This window comes from Teichococcus coralli (assembly GCF_009829925.1).
In the GTDB taxonomy this organism is placed as follows: domain Bacteria; phylum Pseudomonadota; class Alphaproteobacteria; order Acetobacterales; family Acetobacteraceae; genus Pseudoroseomonas; species Pseudoroseomonas coralli.
In genome coordinates this window covers 206,038-221,492 of the sequence record NZ_SNVJ01000001.1, presented here as the reverse complement: position 1 = coordinate 221,492, position 15,455 = coordinate 206,038, and the positions used below count along the sequence as shown (strand labels likewise).

16 protein-coding genes are annotated in these 15,455 nt (G+C 71.2%); 8 read left to right on the top strand and 8 right to left on the bottom strand.

All coding sequences use genetic code 11. The annotated features are described in order from the left end of the window. Positions 1-34 precede the first annotated feature (34 nt). The 3 genes from E0493_RS01040 (at position 35) to E0493_RS01030 (ending at position 2,696) form a co-directional block, all read left to right on the top strand. A complete protein-coding gene (locus E0493_RS01040; RefSeq protein WP_160935047.1) occupies positions 35-748 on the top strand; it encodes a cold-shock protein in 714 nt (237 codons plus the stop codon). Between the two features lie 154 nt (positions 749-902). Then, positions 903-1,622 carry a hypothetical protein gene (locus E0493_RS01035; protein ID WP_160935046.1) on the top strand — a complete coding sequence of 240 codons (720 nt, stop codon included), beginning with the start codon at positions 903-905 and terminating at the stop codon, positions 1,620-1,622. An 84-nt stretch (positions 1,623-1,706) separates the two neighbouring features. Next, positions 1,707-2,696, top strand: coding sequence for a Bug family tripartite tricarboxylate transporter substrate binding protein (locus E0493_RS01030; RefSeq protein WP_160935045.1), 990 nt, complete (start codon positions 1,707-1,709; stop codon positions 2,694-2,696). Between the two features lie 90 nt (positions 2,697-2,786). Here E0493_RS01030 and E0493_RS01025 read toward each other — a convergent pair whose 3' ends face one another. Then, a complete protein-coding gene (locus E0493_RS01025; protein WP_160935044.1) occupies positions 2,787-3,896 on the bottom strand; it encodes a mandelate racemase/muconate lactonizing enzyme family protein in 1,110 nt (369 codons plus the stop codon). 13 nt (positions 3,897-3,909) lie between these two features. Beyond that, complete coding sequence (locus E0493_RS01020; RefSeq protein WP_202396829.1) at positions 3,910-4,659, bottom strand: SDR family oxidoreductase; 750 nt, start codon at positions 4,657-4,659, stop codon at positions 3,910-3,912. Between the two features lie 98 nt (positions 4,660-4,757). On the opposite strand from E0493_RS01020, the gene E0493_RS01015 reads away from it, so the two are divergent. Further along, entirely contained in the window at positions 4,758-5,369 is a 612-nt protein-coding gene (locus tag E0493_RS01015) for a hypothetical protein (protein ID WP_160935042.1), read from the top strand. A 4-nt stretch (positions 5,370-5,373) separates the two neighbouring features. Here the strand turns inward: E0493_RS01015 and E0493_RS01010 are convergent, their stop codons facing one another. The 3 genes from E0493_RS01010 to E0493_RS01000 all read right to left on the bottom strand — a co-directional run bounded on the left by E0493_RS01010 (position 5,374) and on the right by E0493_RS01000 (position 9,278). Next, positions 5,374-6,450, bottom strand: a complete 1,077-nt coding sequence (locus E0493_RS01010; protein WP_235913518.1) for a glycosyl hydrolase family 8 — start codon at positions 6,448-6,450, stop codon at positions 5,374-5,376. A gap of 120 nt (positions 6,451-6,570) precedes the next feature. Beyond that, positions 6,571-7,863 carry an O-antigen ligase family protein gene (locus E0493_RS01005; RefSeq protein WP_160935041.1) on the bottom strand — a complete coding sequence of 431 codons (1,293 nt, stop codon included), beginning with the start codon at positions 7,861-7,863 and terminating at the stop codon, positions 6,571-6,573. Next, on the bottom strand, positions 7,860-9,278 hold the full coding sequence (locus E0493_RS01000; protein WP_160935040.1) for an aspartate aminotransferase family protein: 1,419 nt from the start codon (positions 9,276-9,278) through the stop codon (positions 7,860-7,862). Before E0493_RS01000 ends, E0493_RS01005 begins: the two co-directional genes overlap by 4 nt. A gap of 458 nt (positions 9,279-9,736) precedes the next feature. Between E0493_RS01000 and E0493_RS00995 the strand changes: the two genes are divergently transcribed. Next, entirely contained in the window at positions 9,737-10,555 is an 819-nt protein-coding gene (locus tag E0493_RS00995; RefSeq protein ID WP_160935039.1) for a UDP-2,3-diacylglucosamine diphosphatase, read from the top strand. Beyond that, positions 10,555-11,565, top strand: coding sequence for a glycosyltransferase family 4 protein (locus E0493_RS00990; RefSeq protein WP_160935038.1), 1,011 nt, complete (start codon positions 10,555-10,557; stop codon positions 11,563-11,565). Before E0493_RS00995 ends, E0493_RS00990 begins: the two co-directional genes overlap by 1 nt. A gap of 7 nt (positions 11,566-11,572) precedes the next feature. On the opposite strand, the gene E0493_RS00985 is transcribed toward E0493_RS00990, so the two are convergent. Together E0493_RS00985 and E0493_RS00980 are read right to left on the bottom strand one after the other, a co-directional pair. Then, positions 11,573-12,175 (bottom strand): class I SAM-dependent methyltransferase, encoded by a 603-nt coding sequence (locus E0493_RS00985; RefSeq protein WP_160935037.1) that lies wholly within the window; start codon positions 12,173-12,175, stop codon positions 11,573-11,575. A gap of 235 nt (positions 12,176-12,410) precedes the next feature. Continuing rightward, positions 12,411-12,632 carry a NepR family anti-sigma factor gene (locus E0493_RS00980; RefSeq protein ID WP_160935036.1) on the bottom strand — a complete coding sequence of 74 codons (222 nt, stop codon included), beginning with the start codon at positions 12,630-12,632 and terminating at the stop codon, positions 12,411-12,413. Positions 12,633-12,794: 162 nt separating this feature from the next. Here E0493_RS00980 and E0493_RS00975 point away from each other — a divergent pair, with 162 nt between their 5' ends. Further along, the gene (locus E0493_RS00975; RefSeq protein WP_160935035.1) at positions 12,795-13,664 is read left to right on the top strand and encodes a response regulator; all 870 of its coding nucleotides are present in this window, start codon (positions 12,795-12,797) and stop codon (positions 13,662-13,664) included. A 90-nt stretch (positions 13,665-13,754) separates the two neighbouring features. Beyond that, on the top strand, positions 13,755-13,952 hold the full coding sequence (locus tag E0493_RS00970) for a hypothetical protein (RefSeq protein ID WP_202396828.1): 198 nt from the start codon (positions 13,755-13,757) through the stop codon (positions 13,950-13,952). 30 nt (positions 13,953-13,982) lie between these two features. Here the strand turns inward: E0493_RS00970 and E0493_RS00965 are convergent, their stop codons facing one another. Further along, positions 13,983-15,293, bottom strand: a complete 1,311-nt coding sequence (locus E0493_RS00965) for a sensor histidine kinase (protein ID WP_160935034.1) — start codon at positions 15,291-15,293, stop codon at positions 13,983-13,985. Positions 15,294-15,455: the final 162 nt, after the last annotated feature.

Below are 15,455 nucleotides of genomic sequence, written 5' to 3'. Positions count from 1 at the left end.
TCGGGCCGTGTGTTTTTTACGGATACGAGACGCAGTGTTTCCGGATAACGATTCGCAGGGCGGCACCGGGCCCATCGAGGCCGAAGTCAAGTGGTACAACGCCCGCAAGGGGTTCGGCTTCGTGCTGGGACCCGATGGCCAGGACGTGTTCTTCCACGCGTCCGCCCTGGCGGATGCGAGGATTGAGCCGCCCGAGACCGGTGACAAGCTGGTTTGCGAGATCGGCACCGATCGGCAGGGCCGCCGGCTGGTGACGCGGATCCATGAACGGCAGCCTGGCCCCGGCGCTCCGGCCGGTGGCGACCGCCCGCGCCGTGAGTTCGGTGGCTTTGGCGACCGCCCGCCGCGCCGCGACTTCGGCGACCGCCCGCCGCGCCGTGACTTCGGCGCCGGTGGCTTCGGCGACCGTCCGCCGCGCCGCGACTTCGGCGCCGGTGGCTTCGGCGACCGTCCGCCGCGCCGCGACTTCGGCGCCGGTGGCTTCGGCGACCGTCCGCCGCGCCGTGACTTCGGCGGTGGCCGCGACGAGGGCGGGCCCACCTACGCCGTGAACGGCACGGTGAAGTGGTTCGACCAGGTGCGTGGCTTCGGCTTCGTCACGCCCGATGATGGTGGCCAGGACGTGTTCCTGCACTCCTCCGTGTTGCAGCGCGCCGGCAAGCATGAGGTGCAGCAGGGCGAGAAGGTCAACCTCGAGGTGCGCGACGGCCAGCGCGGCCGCCAGGCCGTGGTGCTGAAGGGCAGCTGAGCCCCGCGCTTCTCCTGGCGAGAAGCAGACCCCAGGAAAGCCCCCGGCGCTCAGCGGCGCCGGGGGTTTTTTATTTGTTTTAGTCAGATCTTTACTCGCTCCCGTTCAAACTCCTTCCCGGTGCCGGCCAGGACCGGCTGAAGGGAAAAATTCCATGGCATTTGGCTCCGCTGCCACGGGCGGACTTTCGCCCGCCCTGCCGCTCTCCACCCTGCCGCTCTCCACCCTGCCGCCCTCCACCCTGCCAGCGACGCCTCCAGGCCTGTTGGCCACCGACAGGCTGCTTGACAGCGCGACCGCCCTTTTCGACCTGGTGCAGCGCCTTCTCGGCACGGTCGTTGGCCGGGTCTGCGGAGCGCGGATCCACATGGAGGCGCTGGCACGCCCTGGCACCGCGCCCGAGGCATGGGCCGAGGCCTTGCTGCGGTACCGGCAGGTGGCCGCCGACATCCAGGCCTCTCTCGTCGCCACGCATGACATCGGCCTGAGCCTTCTGGAGGCGGGGCTGGAGGATGGCTTCGGCCTGGCCGATTCGTTGAGCATGCTGGAGCAGATCGCCACGCAAATGCCGCCTGTTCCTGCCGATGCGGACACAGCACAGGGCAGCCTGGAGGCGCTTGGCGAAATGGTGGCCTCCATCGCCGTGGCGCAGGCGCGCTTCGCCGCGGGCCAACGGCGGGTGGAGGCGCGGATGACCCTCTGGGCCGACGAGGGCGCCGAAATCGAGCCTGGGCCGCTGCTTCTCGGCGGCACCGACCTGCAGAAGGAGGCGGTGCGGCTGCAGGCGCTTCAGGTCCGGCAGCAGCTCGCGGGCCACTCCATCGGCCTCGGCGCGTTGATGCCGCGCTGCCTGCAGGAGCTGGGCGCGGCCTGAAGCGGCATCGTTGCGGTTGCGGGTTCTCGGCGCGTCTGTGGAAAGCTAGCCTAGCCACGAACGCGTCAGAGGACAGACCAGCCGATGCTCATGCGCCGCCTTCTGCTCACCCTCGCCGCCACCTGCCTGCTCACGCCTGCCGCCATGGCCCAGGCGGAGTCCTGGCCCAACCGCCCGATCACCCTGATGGGGGGCTTTCCCAACGGCTCTGGCGTGGACATCTACCAGCGCAAGCTTGCCGAGCCGCTGACCCGCGCCCTGGGCGTGCCCGTGGTGGTGGACAACCGCAGCGGCGCCGGCGGCAACATCGCCAGCGAGTTCGCCGCCAAGGCGCCGGCGGATGGCTACCTGCTCCTGTTCGGCACGGCCGGCACGCATGCCATCAACGCCACCCTCTACCGCAGCCTGCCCTTCGACCCGGTGAAGGACTTCACGCCCGTCACGCATCTGGGCGACGTGCCGAACGTGCTGACCGTCAGTGCCGAGAAGCGCCCGCAGTACAAGACCTGCGCCGACGTCGTCGCGGCGGCCCGCGCCAGACCGGGAGCGCTGAACTATGCCTCGACCGGCAACGGCGCCTCCACGCACCTGGCCGGCGCGCAGTTCATCCAGGCGGCCGGGCTCGACATGGTGCATGTGCCTTATCGCGGGCAGCCCGGCGCGCAGACGGCGCTGCTCTCGGGCGATGTGGACGTGTTCTTCAACCAGTCCGGCCCGGCGATCGGCTATATCGGCCAGGGGCAGGTGACGGGACTGGCTGTCACCACCGCCAAGCGCCTGCCGGCATTGCCCGACGTGCCCACCGTCGCCGAGGCCTGTGGGTTGCCGGGCTTCGACAGCAGTACCTGGTACGGCATCTTCGCGCCGCCGGGCCTTCCGGAAGCGATTCAGGCGCGCATGAACGCCGAGATCCAGCGCGTCATCTCCGCACCCGACTTTCGGAAGTGGCTGATCGAGACGCAGGGCATCACGCCCAGCGCCATCAGCACGCCGGCCGAGTTTCGCGCCGTGCAGGAGCGCGACATCGCCCGCTGGGCCGAGGTGATCCGCCGCTCCGGCGCGCAGGTGGACTGATCGCCCGAGCGGGGGCTGCCGCCCTTCCTGAGGCGCGGCGGGATTGGCGGGGAGGCGTGCCTCCCCACCTGAAGTCCGTGCCGTTGCACACTACCGCACCCCGAAGCGCTCCAGCGCATCCGCCCGCAGGGTCGTGCCCGCGCCGGGCTCCTGCGGCGGACGGTAGAAGCCGCCTTCCACCTCGGCCGGCTCAGTGAAGATCGGCCGCAGCCAGGGAATGTATTCCATGCTGTCGCAGGCCGGGTGGGCGATGGCGGTGTGCAGGTGGATCTGCACCATGTCGCCGGCATGCGACACCACGGGAAGCCGGTGCGCCAGCGCCAGCTCCGCCACCTGCCACCACTCGGTGATGCCGGAGAGCCGCACGGCATCGGGCTGCACGTAGTGGACGGCGCCGGCGGCGATGAAGGCGCGGAAATGGTCGAGCAGGTAAAGCTGCTCGCCGAGCGCGATCGGGGTTGCGATGGCCTCCGCCAGCCGGCGGTGGCCCTCGACGTCGTCGTACCAGATCGGTTCCTCAAACCAGCGCACGTCATGCTCGGCAAGCGCCGGGGCGAGGCGGAGGGCGGTGGGCAGGTCCCATTTGCCGTTGCCGTCCACCATCAGGGCGATCTCCGGCCCGATGGCGCGGCGAACGGCGGCGACACGGCGAGCGTCGGTGCGCCAGTCCTCGCTGCCCACCTTCATCTTCACGCCACGATAGCCGCGCGCCACGGCCTCCCGCATCCCGGCGACGAGCCGGTCGTCCGGGATGGAGAGCCAGCCGTAGTCCGTGTTGTAGGCGGCGATGCGCTTGCTGGAGGAGCCGCCGAGCAACTGCCACAGCGGCTGCCCCGCGGCCTTCGCCTTGATGTCCCAGAGCGCCACGTCCAGGGCGGCGATGGCGAGGTGGGTGATGCCGCCCCGTCCGACCCATTGGGCCGGAGGAAAGCGGCTCATCTTCCACCAGAGGGCGCGCACCTCGCGCGGATCCTCGCCGAGGAGCAGCGGACCATAGGTCTCGCCGATGCAGGAGGCGATCAGCCGGTCGGTCGGCAGGTGGGCATGGGTGCCCGTGTAGCCATAGCCGGTGAGGCCGGCATCCGTGCGCACCACCACCCCCGGCACACCCCAGTGGCTGAGGGTGTGCGTGCTGTCGGCGATGCCATCGCCCGTGACCGGCACATGCAGCACGAAGGGCTCGATGGCGGTGATGCGCATGGCGCGGCCCGCCTCAGCCGCGACCGACGAAGGGCATCTTGGTGGCCATGATGGTCATGGACTGGATGTTGGCATCCAGCGGAAGGGAAGCCATGTGCAGCACCGCCTCGCCGACATGCCGGGCGTCCATCCGCGGCTCCACCATGGTGGTGCCGTTGGCCTGCGGCACGCCCTGGGTCATGCGCTGGGTCATCTCGGTGGCGGCATTGCCGATGTCGAGCTGTCCGCAGGCGATGTTCCACTTGCGCCCGTCCAGGCTGAGCGACTTGGTCAGGCCGGAGATGGCGTGCTTGGTGGCGGTGTAGGGTGCGGAGCCCGGGCGCGGCGCATAGGCGCTGATGGAGCCGTTGTTGATGATGCGGCCGCCCTGCGGGTCCTGCCGCTTCATCATGCGGTAGGCCTCCTGGGCGCAGAGGAAGGCGCCGTTCAGGTTGGCCGCGACCACGCCGAACCAGTCCTCATGCGTGATCTCGTCGAAATCCACGGCAGGGCTGCCGCGCCCTGCGTTGTTGAACAGCAGGTCGCAGCGGCCCCATTTCTCCTTCACGGCGGCGAAGAGGGCGGCGACGGAGGCGGCATCGCTCACATCGGCCGGCACGGCCAGGCAGTTCGCGCCGTTCTCGCCGGCGGCGGCGATGGTGGCCTCCAGCGCGTCGGCGCGGCGGCCCGCCAGCGCCACCTTCCAGCCCCCACCCAGCAGCGCCAGCGCGGCGGCACGGCCGACGCCGCTGCCCGCGCCCGTCACCACGGCGACCTTGTTCATGGACCTCTCCTCCTCAAGTATCTGCTCCATTGCAGCCTGCTTCCGCCCGGGCGGAAGCGCAAGGCATCGCCGCATGGCGCCCCGGCTAAGGAGTTTGCATGAAACGCCTTTCACGCGTGCTGTCCGGACTGCTGGCGCTGGGCGCGCTCTGGACCGCCACTCCCGCCCGGGCCGAACCCGGCCCCGCCCATCTCAGGCCGGTGCGGGATGTGGCGGTGACCTATCGCGTGCAGGGCGGCAACGAAGCGCCGCGGCTGGTGCCGGTGGCCTGGCTTGCGGCCTCCGATCGCATCCGCGCCGAGCCGCCAGGCCTGCCTGGCTGGGTGCTGGTTGACCTGCCACGCAATGAGGCGCTGCTGGTGATCGAGGCGCAGGGCATGGCGGTGCGGCTGCCCGCGGGCAACCTGTTGCCGCTGCTGGGCGGCATTCCACCGGACACGCGTCTCTCCCCCGCGGGCAGCGGCACTGTCGCGGGGCATCGCTGCGAGGTCTGGCAGGTCCGAAGGCAGGATGCCGCTGGCACCGTCTGCCTGACCGAGGATGGCGTGATCCTGCGGGCGGAAGGAGCGCGGGGAGGGAAGCACGGCCGGCTGGAGGCGACCCGCGTCACCTACGGGCGCCAGGACCCGGCACGGTTCCAGCTTCCCGCGGGCGTCCCGGTGGTGAACCTCCCGCCGGCGCTGCTCTCCGGCCTGCTGGGCGGCCGCTGAGTTCTCAGGCCTGCAGGGAGCGCTCGAAGGTGGCGAGGCGCGCCAGCAGGATCAGCGCGGCGTCGTAGTAGTTCTGCGCGTCCCGCACCTTGGGCAGGTCCGTGGGCAGGGCGGCCGGATCCCGCACGAGCTGCGCGATCGCCCGCGTGCCGGAAGCCGCCGGATAGGGGGCGGTGGCGTTGGAAACCAGCTCCGCCCAGGCCGGCATGTCCTGCCGCTGCGTGCTCGCCCAGAACTCCGCCGCCGCCTGCACCGCGGGCTCGTGCGGAAGGCCTGCCCAGGCCAGGTAGAGCGGCACCCGCACGGCGTCGTAGGAGAAGCGGGGCGGCCAGCCCTGGGCCGGCCGCGGAGCCTCGGCAACGCCGTTCGAGGCAAGCTGCAGCCAGTCGGGCGGCAGGCCCCAGCGTCCGAACCGTGCCTGGCGCAACAGGTCGAGCCCATCCCGCTGCAGGCCGAGCCAGTCCCCGCCGGGCATCAGGTTCGCGAACTCGGCGAAGGCGGGAAACACGTAGTAGGACGGGTTCACCACCAGGTAGCCCGGATGCTCGAAACCGAAGGCCGCAGGCAGCAGGAGCCGCTGGCCGCCGACAACGCGCAGGCAGGCCTGCTGCAGGTCCTGAAGGATTCGGAGGCTCAGCTCCCGCAGCTCCGGCCGTCCCCAGCGCCGGGCGGCACGGGCCGCGGCCCAGGCGATGAAGATGTCACCGTCGGTGGCGTTGTTCCGATCCTCGACGTGCACGGGCCGGTCAGGACGCCAGGCCCAGGCGTGCAGGGCGTCGTAGGGGCGGGCAAGCTCGCCCCTGGTCCAGGCCAGGATGCGGTTGAACGAGGCGGCGTCGCCAAAGGCCTCGGCCAGAAGCAGCCCCCAGCCCTGGCCTTCTGAATGTGAGTTGTTCTGGTTCCCGGTGTCCACCACGCGGCCTTCCGGCAGCAGGTAGAGGCGCTTGAACTCTTCCCATTCCTCCACCCCGCTGAGGCAGGGCGAAGGCGAGAACTCCAGGTTGCGTGCGGGAGAGGGGAAGCCGCCGACGAGGGCCGCGCCCAGCGCCATCAGCCCTCGCCGCCTCGTTGTGGCCAACATGGAAGACTCCCGATCGGGCCGGCTTCGAATGCACAGCCACGATGGGAGTGATTTAGCTTCGCCTATAATGCGCGCACAAGTTGAGTAACGGATAATTTACAGTTGCGGAGATCCGTCGGCTCATAGAGCCAGCGTTGTATCGACGCGCCCGTCTGAACGGTCAGGAGGCAGCAGCCCGGCGGCGAAAGCCGCGGCCAGCGCCATTGAGCAAAGCCACCAGCTCTGCCAGACGCCGAAGCTCGCCAGGAAAGTGACGAAGGCCGAGGCAATGGTTCCGCAGGCTGCCGCGGCAGCGGCCAGCCCGCGCGCCGACAGGGCCAGGAGCCATAGGGCAGCGGCGGCCAGCAGGCTGCCCACCCAGCCGAGCTCCAGGCGGATCTGCAGCGGCCCGTTATGCGGGTGCAGCGGCATCAGCTCCAGGTGCGGGGCGGAGAACCAGACCTGAAGGTCCGGCCGGTGCACCCCAAGCCGCGCCAGCCGTTCCGGCTCCGGATGTTCCCTGCCGCCGGGCAGGGCGCGGGCCGCCTCCATACCCCAGCCCCGCAAGGGTTTCTGCGCGGCGGCGTCCAGTCCGAAGTCCCAGATCACCAGGCGGTGGATGGCGGAGGGCGGCAGGCGCTCCACCACCGGCGCCAGATGTGCCAGCACCGCGGGAAGGACGAGCGGAGTGGCCAGCATCGTCACCGCCATCGCCGCGCCGAGCGCTGCGGGCAGGATGCGCGGCCGATGGCGCCAGCCCTCGAGCGAGGCGAGGGCCAGCACCGCGAGCCCTGCCAGCAGGGCGATGGCCGCCGTGTCGCCCGGCAACCAGAGCACGACGGCGGCGCCCAGCACCAGGAATGCCACGCGGAGGCGGGCCGGTAGGAGGGTCCCGGCCAGCAGGGGCAGCAGCAGCGCCAGAACGGAAACGGCCGGCTTCAGGCCAAAGGCCAGTTCGGGAGGGATGGCGCGCAGGCCACGGACGGCCGCGCGCAGACCGGAATTCGTGGCGTGGTCGAGCGCGGCCGCGACAAGCCCGAGCGCGAGGCCGGCCAGCAAGGCCCGGCCAAGCCGGTGGCGATTTCCGGGATGGTCGGCGCCCACGGCGCGCACGGCGGCCCCCGTCAGGAGCACCAGGCCCGCCAGGGAAAGGCCGGAGGTCAGGGCGCGGGACGGTTCCAGCGCCCAGAGGCCGGAGAGCGCCCCCCAGGCGCCCAGCGCCAGCCCTGCCCAGAGGGCGGCGCCCCGCGGCCAGGGCCAGCTTCCCTGCCTGCGCCGCGCCAGCAGCACGGTGGCCATCAGGGCGACCAGCGCCACCGGCGCCATCGCCCTGGATTGCAGGACCGCCGCCAACGGCGCCAGCAGGGCGGCGATGGCGAGCGGCGTCGTCGGCGCGCCCCAGGCGAGGGGCGCGCGCGGCAGGCGATGGGTCAAACGACGGCCAGCCCCTCGCGGCGGAGCTGGGCGGAAAGCGCGTCCACGGCCCGGCCGAACTTCTCCACCATCTCCTCCACCTCGGCCGGGGAGATCACCAGCGGCGGGGAAAAGGCGATGCTGTCGCCCGGCAGGGCGCGCAGGATCAGACCGTTCTCCTCGCCCAGCGCCACCAGGCGCGCGGCGACCTTCCGCCCGGCGTCGTAGTTGCGGCGCGCCGCCTTGTCCTCGACGAGCTCCACCGCGGCGACCAGGCCGACGCCGCGCACCTCGCCGACCAGCGGATGGTCATTCAGGCGCTCGCGCAGGCGGCGCTGCATCAGCGCGCCCACCTCGGCGGCATGCGCCACCAGGTCCTGCTCGTCGTAGATCTTCAGCGTCTCGACCGCGACGGCGGCGGAAACGGGGTGGCCCGAATAGGTGAAGCCATGGCCCCAGGTGCCGATCTGGTGGCTGCCCTCGGCCAGCGCCTCGAAGACGCGCTCGTTCACCATCACCGCCGAGATCGGCAGGAAGGAGGAGGAGAGGGCCTTGGCGCAGGTCAGGATGTCCGGCCGCATCCCCATGGTCTGGCTGCCCCAGTAGTTGCCGGTGCGGCCGAAGCCGCAGATCACCTCGTCGGCCACCAGCAGCACGTCGTGCTTGCGCAGCACGGCCTGGATCTTCTCGAAATAGGTGGCGGGCGGCACGATCACGCCGCCGGCGCCCATCACCGGCTCGGCGAAGAAGGCGGCGACCGTTTCCGGACCTTCCGCGACGATCATCGCGTCCAGTTCCTCGGCCAGGCGGGTGGCGAAATCCTCCTCGGACTCGCCGGGGCGTCCCTCGTGGTAGAAGTGCGGCGTCTCGGTGTGCAGGATGCCGGCGATCGGCAGGTCGAACAGCTTGTGGTTGGCCGGCAGGCCGGTCAGGCTGGCCGAGGCGATGGTCACGCCGTGGTAGCCCTTCTTGCGGGCGATGACCTTCTTCTTCTGCGGCCGCCCCCGCGCGTTGTTGACGTACCAGATCATCTTCAGCGCGCTGTCATTCGCCTCCGAGCCGGAGTTCGCGAAGAACACCTTGCTCATCGGCACCGGCGCGCGCTCGATCAGCATCTCCGCCAGCTCGATCATCGGCATGTGCGAGCGGCCGGTGAAGGCATGGTAGAAGGGCAGCTTGCGCATCTGCTCGGTGGCGGCGCGCACCAGCCGCTCGTTTTCGAAGCCGAGCGAGGCGCACCACAGCCCGGCCACCGTCTCGATGTATTCGCGCCCCGCCTCGTCAGTGACGCGCACGCCCTTGCCGCCCGTGATGATCAGCGGGCCCTTCTCGCGATGGGCCTTCTGGTCCGTATAGGGGTGCAGGACATGGGCGATGTCCCGTGCCGCCGGCGAGTTGGCGCCGTGAGCGGGGGAGGCGGGAGGCGGAGGCGTCATGGTGGAGATCCTGCAGTGACGAGAGATGAACAGACTACGCCTGCGGCAGAGGATCGCAACCATGCCGCGGCGGCCCGGAGGCGAGGACGCGAAACCGGGATCCACGCCGCGCGTCCGGTCATGCTCAGCGGCGCGGCGCGCCTGCGAGGAGCGCCAGGAGCGGCGGCAACAACCGCCAGGCGGCCAGAGCGGCCACGGCGGCGACGCGGCCTGGACCAGCCGGGCATCCTGGAGGCACGGGGCAGGCCTGAGGGCCTGGCGAATGAACCCGCCGCCGCTGGGCGCTGAGGCACGGCGGGGAAGGGCCGCGCGAGGGCCGGCCGGCGAAATTCGTCAAGCGGCTGTCATCCGACGGTCACGGCAGCGTCGCATCCCTCTTCTAAGGGGCAGTCCGGACGCAACCCAACCTGCCGGCGGCAGATTCGCCAAAGGCGGGGGTTCAGCCGAGGGACGCCGGAATGACGCCCAGCCTCGCCCAGCGCCGCTATCGCGCCGTTTTCATCTCCGATACGCATCTCGGCATGCGCGGCTGCCGGGCCGACCTGCTGCTGGACTTCCTCAGCCGGGTGGAGTGCGATCGGCTCTACCTCGTCGGCGACATCGTGGACGGATGGCGCCTTCGCCGCTCCTGGTACTGGGACCCGCTGCATGACCGGGTGATCCGCCGCGTGCTGGAGATGGCCCGCGCCGGCACCCGTGTCACCTACATCCCCGGCAATCATGACGAGGTGTTCCGTGACTGGGCCGGGCCGGAATTCGCGGTGGCGGGCGTCAGTCTGGTGCGGGAGGCGGAGCATGTCGCCGCCGATGGCCGCCGGTTCCTGCTGATCCATGGCGACGAGTTCGACAGCGTGGTGCGCTACGCAACGCTGCTCGCGCATCTCGGCGACTGGGCCTATGACGCCGCGCTCACCGCCAACCGATGGTTCAACGCGGTTCGGCGCCGGCTGGGCTACCCCTACTGGTCGCTGTCCCAATGGCTGAAGCGCCAGGTGAAGGAGGCGGTGAAGGCGATCGATCGCTTCGAGGTCGCGCTGGCGGAGGAGGCCCGCCGCCGCGGCTTCCACGGCGTGATCTGCGGCCATATCCACCATGCGGAGATGCGGGTGGTGAACGGCATCACCTACATGAACGACGGAGACTGGGTGGAAAGCTGCAGCGCCCTCGTCGAACACGCCGATGGCCGCTTCGAGCTGATCGACTGGGCCGCCGAGCAGCGCCGCGGCCATGCCGCGCCGCCGGCGCTGCCGGCCCCCGCCCTGGCCGCGGCGCGCTGATGCGGCTGCTGCTCGCCACCGACGCCTGGGCGCCACAGGTGAACGGCGTGGTGCGCACCCTGACCATGACCACGCAGGCACTGCGCCAGGCCGGCGACGAGGTGCTCGTGCTCGGCCCCGACCGCTTCCCCGGCATGCCGGCTCCAGGGGAGCCCGCCCTGCGGCTCGCCTTCTGCCCGCCCCGCCGGCTGTCCGCCATGGTGGCGGAGTTCGCGCCGGAGGCGGTCCACATCGCCACCGAGGGGCCGCTCGGCTGGGCCATGCGCGGACTTTGCCGGAGGCGCGGCTGGCGCTTCACCACCGCCTTCCATACCCGCTTTCCGGAATACCTCCGGCTGCGCTTCGGCGTGCCGGTGGCGCTTTCCTGGCGGGCGCTGCGCCGCTTCCACGCGCCCGCCGCCGGGACCTTCGTCGCCACCGATGCGCTCCGGCAGGAGCTGGCGGCCCAGGGCTTCGGCCGCCTGCGCCGCTGGTCGCGCGGGGTAGACACGGCGTTGTTCCGGCCCGGCCTGCCGGACGCCTTGCCCGGCCTGCCGCGCCCGATCTTCCTGCAGGCCGGGCGCCTGGCCGCAGAGAAGGGCGTGGAGCGCTTCCTGGCGCTGGACCTGCCCGGCTCCAAGGTGGTGGTGGGCGACGGGCCGGCCCGTGCCGCCCTGCAGCGCCGCTTCCCGCAGGCGCATTTCACCGGCTTCCTGCGCGGCGAGGCGTTGGCGGCCGCCTACGCCTCGGCCGACGTCTTCGTCTTTCCCTCGCGCACCGACACCTTCGGCCTGGTCCTGCTGGAGGCGCTGGCCTGCGGCACGCCGCTTGCCGCGCACCCGCAGCCGGGGCCGCTGGCGGTGACGGCGGACGCCGCCGAGCCGGTCGGTGCGCTGGACGAGGATCTGCGCGCCGCCTGCCTGCGCGCGCTGGAGATCTCCCGCTCCGCCTGTCGCGCCCAGGCGGAGCGCTTCTCCTGGGCGACATGCGCGGCGCAGTTCCGCAGCCAGCTCGTTCCCCTGCGCGGCTGAGCGGCGCTCAAGCCGCGGGCGTGTAGCGCCAGACGCTGGCGGGCGGGATGTTCCAGGGCGTCCAGGCCTCGCGCCTGGCCTGGAGGTTCAGCTTGCGCCAGGGCAGGGGAGAGGTGATGCAATAGCTGTAGAGAAGGAAGCCGCGGCTGCCGGCCACCGACCGCAGGCTGGCCAGGAACCGGCGCTGCCGCTCGAGTGGCAGCAGCACCAGGGGAATGCCGCAGATCACCGTGCCGATCCGCTGCCGTGCCTCCGGCGGCAGGCTGCGGGCAAGGTCGAAGGCATCGCCGCAGACCACCCGCACGCCGGGCAGCGTCTCACGCAGCCAGGCTGCCATGGCGGGCTCGATCTCGACCACGATCAGCCGCTCCGGTGGCACGTGGTGCCGCAGCAGGGCACGGGACAGCACGCCGGTGCCGGCGCCGAGCTCGAGCACGTATTCGTCCGGCCCCCGGGTGACTCGTTCGGCGATGCGCTGGCACAGCACGGGCGAGGAAGGCACAACCGAGCCCATCTGCAGCGGGTTGGCCAACCACCGCCGGAGGAAGAGGGCGGCATTGGCGCCTGGGCGAGGGATCTCCGCCAGAGGGCGGGGCAGGGTATCGCGCATGGCAGGGCTCCCGGGCACGGAAGGCCTTGGTTAGCCGGTGTTCCGAGGCAGGCGCGTGATGGGCCGGTGACGGTCCCGCGAAACGGCGAAGGCGCATCGGCGGCGCGGCGGGAGATGGGTTCCGGCGAGGACGGAAGCCGCCTGGGGAAGCTCGAACCTCAGCGGCGCTGGTGGCGGCCTGACGCTCCTGCGGCGGAAGGCTCGCCGTCCCGCCGGGGCACGCGGCGGCCGGCCTTCAACGGCGCTGGTCGCACAGGCGCCGGATCAAGGCGACCAGGCGCTCTGGCAGGGCTTCACTGGCCGCGTCCTGGTATTGCTCGCGGATGCGCTCATCAAGCCATTGATGGCCGGCTGCCTCCTCCGGCGAGGCCGCCGGGGCGCGCAGCACGGAGGCGGCAGTGCCGGGGCGCTGCGGGCTGTCGTCCGGCGACGGGGGCGGAAAGGCAGGCTTGACCATCGGCGCAATCTTCCAGCGTGGCCACCAGCTTACTGGAACACGCAGCCTCATGACGATGTGAAAAGTGGTCTTCGGGGTAGTCCTTGCCGTTTTGCAGGCACTGTTGCAGGCCTGCTTCAGGACCGGGAAACGGTTGGCGCGATGCGGAAGGGAAGGGTGGCCATGACGCTAAGCCCGCAGGAGGCGGAAGGGCTGCTCGGCGAGCTATGCCGGTTCGCCCGCGCCGCGACGGGCTGCGTGGCGCTGGCGAACCGGGTTGTCGAGGCGGCCTTGCTCGCCCTTCTGGAGAATCGCCCGCGCGCCAGCGACCCTGCGGCCAGACTGCATCTTTTCCGGGCGGTGCAGGATGAGCTCGCCGCGCTGCCGTCGCAGAAGGGAGGGGGGGACGCCTTCGCCGGTCTGGCCGCGCGGCTTCTCGCCGAGGCCTCCGCGCCGCCCCGCAGTCCCGACGCGGCCGGCAGGTTCGCCCATGCGTGGCTCGCACGCCGCCTGGAGAGGCTTTCTCCCCTGCGCCGGACGGTGCTCCTGCTCTATCACATGATGAGGTTCAGCGCGGCCGAGATTGCCTGCATCGTGCGGCGGGACGTCGCCACCGTTGAGGCCATGCTGCGCGCGACCTGGCGGGAACTGGCACCGCCGCGGCAGGCCGAGATCCTGATCATCGAGGACGAGACGCTGATCGCGCTCGATCTCTCGATGCTGATGCGCGACCTGGGCCACCGCGTGCGCGGCATCGCCGCCGACCGCGCGGAAGCGGAGGCGCTGCTGCAGCAGGGCGTACCGGACCTGATCCTCTCCGACCTGCGGCTCGGCCTGCTGCGGGACGAAGGCCGGCGCATCGTGGCCGCACTGGGCGACGAGACCAGCGTGCCGGTCGTCTATGTCACCGCCTGCCCGGAGGATGCGCTGGAGGGGGCGGAGCCCGGGCGCCCCGTCTATGTCGTGCCCAAGCCGTTCTGCAGCTTCCGCCTGAGCCTCGCGGTATGCGACGCCCTGGCCACTGCCGGCCAGCGGAATGGCGGCCTGAACTGAGCCATTCGCCGCTGCAACCCGCTTGGCTTCCAGGGGTTGCTCCTGCATGGCCCGCCTCCCTTCGCCGGGCCCGGTACAGGAGAACGACCAATGTCGGCCATGGAGCCCCGCAACGGCGAACGCGCACCCAGCGAGACGGATGCTGACAAGACGCGGGACAAGAAGAAGACCGAGCAGGAGCACGAGAAGGCGCTGGAGGATACCTTTCCGGCAAGCGATCCGCCGGCCACCTCCGACCCGAGCAGTTCGGTCGGGTGGGATAAGCCGGAAGGCTCCGGCAAAGAGTGAAACCGTGGCCGGCCTCGCGAGGCCGGCCTTCTAGACTTCCGGCTCGATCACGTGCGGAGGAAGGCGGAGTTCGAAGCGCGTCGCCGGCGCCCGCTCGACGACCAGCTCGCCGTCCAGCTGATGCGCGCAGGACTGCACCAGCATCATGCCGAAGCCGGCCGCGCGCATCGGCTCCAGTTCCTCGAAGCCCTTGCCGTCATCCTCCACCCAGAGGCGGAAGCCCTCTCGCACCACCTGGAAGCCCAGCGCGATATGGCCGTCCTCTCCGGGGCGGAAAGCATGTTGTGCCGCGTTGCCGACCAGTTCCACGACCGCCAGGCCCAGTAGCAGCGCGCGGTCGGCCGGCAGCAGGATGCTGTCGTCCTCGACCAACAAGGTGATGGCCGGTCCGCCCTCGTGAAGACGCGCGAGGTGGTCGCGGATCTCACGCAGGTAGCCGCCGAAGGCGATCTGGCCTTCGGTGCCGGCCTGGGAGAGGCTCGCATGCAGCGCGGCCATCCCGTCCATGCGATGGATGGCGCTCTCCAGCACGGGGCGGAGCGCCGGATCGACGCGGCGCGACTGCAGGCGCAGCAGGCTCGCCACAAGCTGGAAGTTGTTTCTCACGCGGTGGGTGAGCTCGCGATAGATCAGCTCCTGGCGCGCCGCCGCGCGGCGAAAGGCTTGTTCCATCCGACGCTGCGGCGTGGTGTCGGTCAGCACCCCGGTGAGGCCGCCGGACTCGTTCTGCGGCAACCCCCGCATCTGCCGCCACTGGGTTTCGCCCTCGGCGGCAGGCACGCGGAACTCCATCGCCAGCGTGGAACGACGGCCGGCGAGGGCAGCGACAACGGTCCCGCGCAGCGCCGCGACGTCGCCGGGATCGAGCATGGTGTAGAACTGCCCGGCGCTCACCGGCTGTGCCTGCGCAGGCTGGCCCAGCATGGCCCAGGCACGCTCCGAGAGCTGCACCGCGCTGCCGTCCGGCAGCCATTCCCACTCGCCGACATCCACAAGCTCGTGGATGCGTTGCAGGCGCTTTCTCAGCGCATGAGCCTCGTCCAGCGCGTGCCGCAGCTCGCCGGCCGCGAAGGCGACCGCCGCACCGGTCACCAGCGAGAGCAGCAGGCCGCAGGCCTCGGCCGGAGCGGAGCCGGTAGCCTGCAGGAGCCAGGCCTGGGTGAGTGCCTCCGCCCCCACCACCGCGAGGCCGGCCGGACGGCCCGCAAGCACGCCGGCCACCAGGACGGCCGGGTAGAACAGCACGAGCCCGGGCGATGGCTGGCAGACATCCAGCAGCGCGGCCCTGCCCAGCAGGCTCGCGCCGGCGCAGGCGAGGGCCACGGCCAAGCCGCCGCACATGGTCGACATTCTGGGAAGCCGAGCGAAGATCTGGATCACGGGTGCTTCACGGTCACAGCGCTCACGAAGGATACCGGGGCAGCGAACGCCGAATGGCGGGAAGCCACCCGGGGCGGCGAGGCCGACAGGTGGCCTAAGCCTATGGCGTAAAATGCGCTCGCC

Coding starts and splice junctions, on each gene's coding strand:
- E0493_RS01035 (WP_160935046.1), top strand. CDS start 903: ATGGCATTTGGCTCCGCTGCCACGGGCGGACTTTCGCCCGCCCTGCCG.
- E0493_RS01030 (WP_160935045.1), top strand. CDS start 1,707: ATGCTCATGCGCCGCCTTCTGCTCACCCTCGCCGCCACCTGCCTGCTC.
- E0493_RS01025 (WP_160935044.1), bottom strand. CDS start 3,896: ATGCGCATCACCGCCATCGAGCCCTTCGTGCTGCATGTGCCGGTCACG.
- E0493_RS01020 (WP_202396829.1), bottom strand. CDS start 4,659: ATGAACAAGGTCGCCGTGGTGACGGGCGCGGGCAGCGGCGTCGGCCGT.
- E0493_RS01015 (WP_160935042.1), top strand. CDS start 4,758: ATGAAACGCCTTTCACGCGTGCTGTCCGGACTGCTGGCGCTGGGCGCG.
- E0493_RS01010 (WP_235913518.1), bottom strand. CDS start 6,450: ATGTTGGCCACAACGAGGCGGCGAGGGCTGATGGCGCTGGGCGCGGCC.
- E0493_RS01000 (WP_160935040.1), bottom strand. CDS start 9,278: ATGACGCCTCCGCCTCCCGCCTCCCCCGCTCACGGCGCCAACTCGCCG.
- E0493_RS00995 (WP_160935039.1), top strand. CDS start 9,737: ATGACGCCCAGCCTCGCCCAGCGCCGCTATCGCGCCGTTTTCATCTCC.
- E0493_RS00990 (WP_160935038.1), top strand. CDS start 10,555: ATGCGGCTGCTGCTCGCCACCGACGCCTGGGCGCCACAGGTGAACGGC.
- E0493_RS00985 (WP_160935037.1), bottom strand. CDS start 12,175: ATGCGCGATACCCTGCCCCGCCCTCTGGCGGAGATCCCTCGCCCAGGC.
- E0493_RS00980 (WP_160935036.1), bottom strand. CDS start 12,632: ATGGTCAAGCCTGCCTTTCCGCCCCCGTCGCCGGACGACAGCCCGCAG.
- E0493_RS00975 (WP_160935035.1), top strand. CDS start 12,795: ATGACGCTAAGCCCGCAGGAGGCGGAAGGGCTGCTCGGCGAGCTATGC.
- E0493_RS00970 (WP_202396828.1), top strand. CDS start 13,755: ATGTCGGCCATGGAGCCCCGCAACGGCGAACGCGCACCCAGCGAGACG.
- E0493_RS00965 (WP_160935034.1), bottom strand. CDS start 15,293: ATGTGCGGCGGCTTGGCCGTGGCCCTCGCCTGCGCCGGCGCGAGCCTG.